This is a genomic window from Vibrio sp. OPT46, from assembly GCF_015163535.1.
Lineage (GTDB): Bacteria > Pseudomonadota > Gammaproteobacteria > Enterobacterales > Vibrionaceae > Vibrio > Vibrio alginolyticus.
Map to the genome: position 1 here is coordinate 1 of NZ_JADDYG010000775.1, position 243 is coordinate 243.

The window sequence follows — 243 nt, forward strand, 5'->3', positions numbered from 1 at the left end:
GGTAAAAAGGCAGCCCAATCATGCTGTTGTTCACAACGATTTTTCATCCACAACAACGAAGCAGAAATATCCGTAGAAAATCCGAGATAAAGAATTCGTCCAGAATGAAACGTAAGTCGGTAAATACAAAGATGATGAGCTTGGTTGCTACCGTTTGCTGTTTTGCTCAGCAAGTTACCACACCAACATCCTTCATCATTAATTTGCTGCCACAGCTGATCATAAAACGCTTGGCTATGGTGA

General features: G+C 41.2%; 1 pseudogene. It reads right to left on the reverse strand.

The window, feature by feature from the left end:
* Nucleotides 1–243 (reverse strand): annotated as a pseudogene (locus IQR33_RS34650) (hypothetical protein); the annotation flags it as partial.